At 53.5% G+C, this 6633-nt stretch carries 4 protein-coding genes; 3 read left to right on the forward strand and 1 reads right to left on the reverse strand.

The window, feature by feature from the left end:
- Positions 1–498, forward strand: a 498-nt coding sequence (locus OCV66_RS15015) for a hypothetical protein (RefSeq protein ID WP_262564858.1), incomplete at its 5' end; no start/stop codon positions are given.
- A gap of 51 nt (positions 499–549) precedes the next feature.
- Here OCV66_RS15015 and OCV66_RS15020 read toward each other — a convergent pair.
- A complete protein-coding gene (locus tag OCV66_RS15020) occupies positions 550–4053 on the reverse strand; it encodes an S-layer homology domain-containing protein (protein ID WP_147574613.1) in 3504 nt (1167 codons plus the stop codon).
- A gap of 281 nt (positions 4054–4334) precedes the next feature.
- On the opposite strand from OCV66_RS15020, the gene OCV66_RS15025 reads away from it, so the two are divergent.
- Both OCV66_RS15025 and OCV66_RS15030 read left to right on the forward strand, forming a co-directional pair.
- Positions 4335–5705 carry a Mur ligase family protein gene (locus tag OCV66_RS15025; RefSeq protein ID WP_054328569.1) on the forward strand — a complete coding sequence of 457 codons (1371 nt, stop codon included), beginning with the start codon at positions 4335–4337 and terminating at the stop codon, positions 5703–5705.
- 15 nt (positions 5706–5720) lie between these two features.
- Positions 5721–6461, forward strand: a complete 741-nt coding sequence (locus tag OCV66_RS15030) for a type 1 glutamine amidotransferase (RefSeq protein ID WP_054328568.1) — start codon at positions 5721–5723, stop codon at positions 6459–6461.
- The last annotated feature ends 172 nt before the right edge of the window (positions 6462–6633 follow it).

The following is a 6633-nucleotide window of genomic DNA, read 5'->3' on the forward strand; positions in this document are numbered from 1 at the left end:
CGGCTGGAGGCGCGTGTGGAGGGCATCGTGGTGGACACGTTCGGGGACACGATCGATCGGGAGATGCTCTCAGAGGAGCTTGCCGCCGAGCTGGACGCGAAAGCGACCCAGGCCGCGCTTACCGGCGTTGACAGCCGTCTGCAGTCCGCAGAAGCTACCCTGCAGGCGCACACCGCGCAGCTTGCACAAAAAGCGGAGGTGTATTTCGGCACCTACACCGGTGACGGCGCCGCCAGCCGTTTGATCAATATTGGTTTTACGCCAAAAGCCGTGATGGTGATGTGCGGCGGATATGCGACTTATTCCAAGGGTAGCCAGACCCATTGGTACGGCGGCCTGGCGCTGACGGGAAAGCCGGTGAAAGCATCGGACGGCAGGTCGGTATTGAACATCGAGGCGGGTGGTTTCCGCGTTTACACGGAGAGCACGCAGGTTTTTGCCGACTATGTCATGTCGAATACGGCAGAGCGGTCTTATCACTACATAGCCGTGAAGTAAAAAGGGAAAACCCCTCTCGAAAGAGAGGGGTTTTCGAATGCAAGCACGGAATTAAGCAACCGTAGTGGTAGCGGTGATAACCAGATCACCATTTACAATTGCGACACTCGATACTGCGGTATTGGTCGCGCCCGTCAGCGTGACATTGTTTGCCTGAATCGTCGATGCAAATTCGTTGTTGTTCGCATCAGTCAACTCGACAGTAATCTTCACAACAATCGTGTCACCTGTTGCGATGGTATCGCCGTCAACATTTGCAATAACGCAAGCAGCCTTGTCAACAACCGGAGTTGCCGTGTTAACCGCAACCGGGGTCAGAGTGGCGGACAGCGTACCCGGGTTGTAAGCATTCAGAGAGCCAGCATTAGTCGCTTCTGTAAAGTTTGCAATCGTCACAGCAGCAATCTTCTGCGTTGCCACCGAGAACTCCTGAGTATCCTCAGTGCTGCCAACCTTAACTACCAGCACATAGTCGCCAGCCGGCAGAGTAGCACCCTGAGTCAGCTTGCCCTGTGCAGCAGTTTCATTGTTGCTGGTGATAAAGCCAAACGGAGTCGTTTCGGTAACATTAGTGGAGTCTACCAGGTTGGTGCTACGGGTGGTAGCATCAGCTTTGGTGTAAACTTCCATCTTCGGGGTCTCGCCGATTGCATTCTCGTAAACAACGTTTACATCAAATGCAGTCGTACCGCCGAAAGTCAGGGACGGAGCCGCAGACTTGATTTCAACGGTAGCAGCAGACGGATCCGGAGCCGGGGTAGAGCCGTTGGCCGTAAAGGTCGCGGTAACATTGCCTGCGCCGGTAACGATCAGCGAATCAAACAGGTTGTATTCGCCGCCCTTGACAGACAGGGTAACCGTACCGTCGTTGTCGTTAGTCTCGATATCGGCAACATTGGTCAGCGTCAGCGTGCCATCCTTGTCAGCGTAGAACGAAAGCTGCATGATCGCGCCTTCGTAAGCCGCGCCCTCGTCGGTGTCGTTCGTGCGGGTGTTCAGCCACTGTACGTCAGACAGGCCGGAGATAGAGGGCAGCGTGTAAGCGCCATAGCGCTTGCCGGCGATCTCGTTAACGTCGATTACAATAACCTCGCCGCCGTATACCAGCAGGTTGGTCGCGTAGTAGGTAGTGCCGTTAACCTTCTGGCTATTCGCCTTGGTTGCAACGCCATCTTCCAAGCCGGTGCCAGCCTTGGAGTCAACGTACAGAACAGTGCTGTAATCATCCAGATCCTCATACGGGAGGTTAATCGTGCTGGATTCGATCGTGGTGCCCTTGGAGTTAACAGAGGTGATGGAACCAGCCGTTACACCAGAGGTGATCGCAACAGCGTCGGTCATGACCTTGTTGCCATCCTCATCATTGATCGCGGTGTAGCCAACGATAGTACCCTTGGTGAAGTCGTTCTCGCGGGACTTCTCAGCTACAACCTCAACGTTTTCAGCGCCGGTCCAAACGGTGAACTTGATGTTGCCGTTGGAGAGCTTAACAGCGTCCTTGGTGATGAAGCCGTAGTTCGCATTCGAAGAAATATTGTCGAATGTAGTACCCAGAGAACCGTTGCCGTTGAACTCAACAGCGATAACGGAAGCGCGGTTCAGGCCGTCTACGTCGGAGGTGAAGTAGCCCAGAGTAGCCTGATACAGGTTGTTGGAGCTGCCATCGACATCGAGCGTACCGTCGCTTACCAGCGCCTTGAGCTGCTTGCCGGTGATGTGCTTGATGTCAGCCTTGGTCGTGTTGGCCGGCGTACCGTGGCTGTCCGTCGTCCAAACGATAACGTCTGCGCTGTCAGAAATGCGGTCAGTGTCGACCTTATCGCCAGCGGTATCCAGATCCTCCTTGCCCTCGTAGGTGAAATCACCGTAGAAGTCAGCGGTGGAGGCAAGGGCAATCAGCTCATAGGTGCTGCCGGACTTGCTGTACTCGTAGAACTGGCCGGGAACAATAGCGGTACCCTTATCGCCGTTCTGCTGCGTAAAGTAGGTGTTCTTCAGGTTGATGGTCGCCTTGTCGCCGTTCGGGAACATGACGCGCGCCTGATCGTTGGACAGGCCGTCCTGGCCAACATAGGACACGAACAGAACGTCGGTCAGCTTGTCGGAACCAGCGGAGGTCTTGTCAGCGTAGAACAGAATGCCGTTTACGGCAACATATTCCGCCTCAACACCCGGCTTTACGTTGGTGTTGATGTCCTTGTTGGAGGAATCGGTTTCATTGAACCACTCGTCGCCGATCTGGTACTGCTTCCAGCCGGTCTTATCCTTGGTGGCCTCAACAGTGCCGGTCGCCTTGGAGGCTACGACGATATCGTTGTTGTCGTTGTACAGGTTCTTGGTGATAATGACCCAGTCGTCCTTCTCAACGTCCTCGTCGATCGTGTCTTCGGAGAACTTGTAGGTTTTGCTGCCCGCGATGATCTGCGAGGAAGCGACATAGGTAACCTTGGCAACGTCTACCGTCTTGATGTAAGCGGTATCGATCTTGTTGTTGTCATCGGTGTCGATCAGGGTGATCACGTCCGCCGACTGCTGATCCTTGAACGCGCCAGCCTTCCAGTTTTCGTTCAGCTCTTCGCCGTCACGGATTACAGTCACGCCGTCGGTTTCAACCGAGTAGCTCTCGTCGTCAATGACGATCTTGCCGGCGTCGACGCTGATCTCGTTCTGATTGACCGTGACAACACTGTTGTCGTCGATCGGGTAAACGCCGAGAACAGAGTTGTTCTTGCCGTCCTTGAACAGAACCTTGACCTTCTGGCCCAGCAGGCTCGAGTAGTCGGTGTCAACCTTGACAAAATGCTCGTCGTCGCTGTCGCTGTCGGTGCGGTCAGAAGAGGACATCTGGATATCGAGGTCGGAGCCGTCGATGCTGATCAGCGTACCAACGTTGGTCCACAGGTCCATCCACTTGCGGCCAACGGAGATCGAAGAGCCGCCCAGAGCGAGGCCGTCCTCGGAATCGTTGACGAAATCCTCAACGATTTCGGAGTAGCGGACAGCGGTCATATCCAGCGCGTTGGCGAGGATCTGCGCCGCGTCCTGACGGGTGCAGGCGCCGGTGATGGAAGAGTTAACGTCGTTCAGCAGGCGGTTGGTGGTTGCCAGGGTGACGGTGTTGGTCAGCCACTTGGTGCCGGTCAGACCAGCCTTGTCCGCGCGGTAGCCGCCCAGAACGAGCGCCATCTTGAGCGCTTCGCCGGTGGTTACGTTGCCGTCCGGATCGAACTGGGTCGCGGTCTTGCCCGCAACGATGCCGGTATTCTGCAGGTACTTGATGTAGCCCTGATACCAGCTGTCGGTCAGGTCGGTGAACGAAGTCGGGTTGTTCGCATGAGCGGAAGCGTCGTCGTTGCCGCCGTTGCGGATGACATAAATCATCTTGGCAAACTCAGCGCGGGTGACGTCTCCCTCAGGATTGAAGCTGCCGTCGCTGTAGCCATTGATAATGTTCAGCTCCGTCAGCAGGTCCACGGCTTCTGCGTTGACAATGTCCGCCTCATCCGTGAACGCCGCACCGGCAAACATGGTGAACGCGCATGCGAACGCCAGCACCAGTGCGAGAACCTTTTTCTGATGGCGCGATACTGCACATAATATAGAGGAAATTACCAAAATGCAGTCAAAACTGTCTTAATAAAAAACTTTTCCGTGTTAGGGAAATTTTGGATAATCAATAATAAACAAAACAAACAGCCAAATTCGGCTTCCACGATTCAGAAAAAATTTTGCAATTATTTTGTGCAGAAACACTATTTCTGTTTTCCCCTGCTTGTACAAGGATACAAAATGCGGTATACTTTTATATATCATTTTACAAACAGAAAGGGCAGCTTATGAAGCTCAAAACCAGGATAGCCGTTATAATATGCAAAGTATCCGGTGCGCTGCTGCGCAAAATGGGACGCGGCGGGACCAACCTGCCCGGTAAGCTTGCATTAAAGATTGATAAAAATATTTTGGGAGAGCTATCGCAGAGTGTCAAAGTAACCGTTGTGACCGGCACAAACGGCAAAACCACGACCTCCCGCATGATTGAACAGGCGTTTTCGGATGCAGGATTTCGATATTTTTCCAATAAATCCGGCGCAAATCTGTTGACCGGCATTATTGCGGTATTTGCTCAGTATTGTTCCCTTTCCGGAAAATGTCGGTATACCCATGCGCTGATTGAATGCGACGAGGCCGCGTTCCGGAAAGCAAGCGAATTCCTGCCGGTAGAATGCCTGGTAGTCAATAACATATTTCGGGATCAACTGGATCGGTACGGCGAGATCACCCATACGCTCAACGCTATTCGGGAAGGCATCACGCATATTCCGGACGCTGTGCTGTGCTTGAACGCGGATTGTTCGCTTACCGCCTCGCTGGCTGAAAAGATCCCTAACAGGGTGGTTTGGTTTGGCGTCAATGTGCCGATTTATACGCATGCGGCGCACGAGCTGTCAGACGCCCCCTACTGCATTCACTGCAAAACCGAGTATCAGTATGATTATGTGACATACGGCCATCTGGGGGGGTTCCATTGCCCGAACTGCGGATATGGCAGAAAAACGCCGTCCATAGCGGTCACCCAGATATTGACGGCTGGTGCGGATGCCTCTGATATCGTGCTGGATATCTGCGGACGGGAGTACGACGTACATGTGAATCTGCCGGGCGGCTACAATATTTACAATGCCGCGGCCGCGGCCGCGGCCGCCCATGTCGCCGGTATTGACGATGAGACGGCCGTCAGCGCATTGGGGCAATTTGAATGCGGCTTTGGCCGCGCAGAGCAGTTTACACTCGGCAAAGCACAGGCACGGATGATGTTGGTAAAAAATCCGGCGGGCTTTAATCAGGTCATCAACCTGATCGCGCATGACGAAGGCAGCTATAAACTGGCGTTTCTTCTGAATGACCGCTTTGCGGACGGAACGGATATCAGCTGGATTTGGGACGTTGATTTTGAGGCGCTGGCGGAACAGCAGGAACGGTTCACCCAGATCCTGGTTTCCGGCGTCCGTGCAGACGATATGGCGCTCCGCTTAAAATATGCCGGCTTCCGGACAGACAGACTGGAGGTCGTGCGGGAGTATGAGACCCTGCTGGATCGCGTGGGCGCGGATGAAACGCCAGCCTTTCTGATGCCGACCTATACGGCGATGTTCGACCTGCGCAATGAGATCAGCCGGCATACGGATATCAAGGCATTTTATGAATAATGGAGGAGACGGGAAATGGAACTGAATATCTGTCATTTATATCCGGATATCCTCAATCTTTACGGCGACCGTGGCAATATCATAACGATGAAAAGGCGCTTGGAAGCACGCGGTATGGCGGCTCATATAGAGGAATGCTCGATCGGGCAGCCTCTGGATATCGAGGCATACGATATCTTTTTTATCGGCGGCGGTCAGGATTTCGAGCAGGAGGTCCTTCTGCGTGATCTGGCGGGCGGCAAGGCGCGGGACATCCGTGCGGCGGTCGAGGATGAGAAGGTGTTTTTGGCGATCTGCGGAGGCTATCAGATGCTGGGTCAGTATTATAAAACCTGGGACGGCAGTCAGATGGATTTTATCGGAGCAATCAATATCCATACCATAGGCGCCAAAGAGCGTATGATCGGCAATTATATGTTCCGCACAACGCCGGAAAGCAGCGGGACGATCGTGGTAGGGTTCGAAAACCATTCGGGTAAAACCTATCTGGGCGAAGATGTCGCGCCGCTGGGCATGGTGCTGAGCGGTTACGGCAACAACGGCGAGGATCAAACCGAAGGGGCGCGTTATAAAAATGTGTTCGCCACCTATTCGCATGGTTCGCTGCTTCCCAAAAATCCGGAGCTGTGTGATTTTATCCTGCAGAAGGCGATACAACGGAAATACGATGTTGTTCAGCCGCTATCCCCGTTGGATGATACGCTGGAAAATAATGCGCATGCATATATGCAGCAGCGCCTCAGCAGAAAAGCATAGAGAGAGTTCGGTGCGGCCTCCCATAAAAGGGAGGCCGTTTTGTATGTTATAGACAAATTTCTTTTCTTACTTTTGGAGGGCTCATTTGTGCCAAACAGGCGCAACCCGCATAGGTGGCTTTTGCGGATAAAAAATAGAGGCTTGTAAAAAAGTTTGTCCATTTAGTTATTTT

The organism is Agathobaculum ammoniilyticum, from assembly GCF_025567315.1.
Classification (GTDB): domain Bacteria; phylum Bacillota; class Clostridia; order Oscillospirales; family Butyricicoccaceae; genus Agathobaculum; species Agathobaculum ammoniilyticum.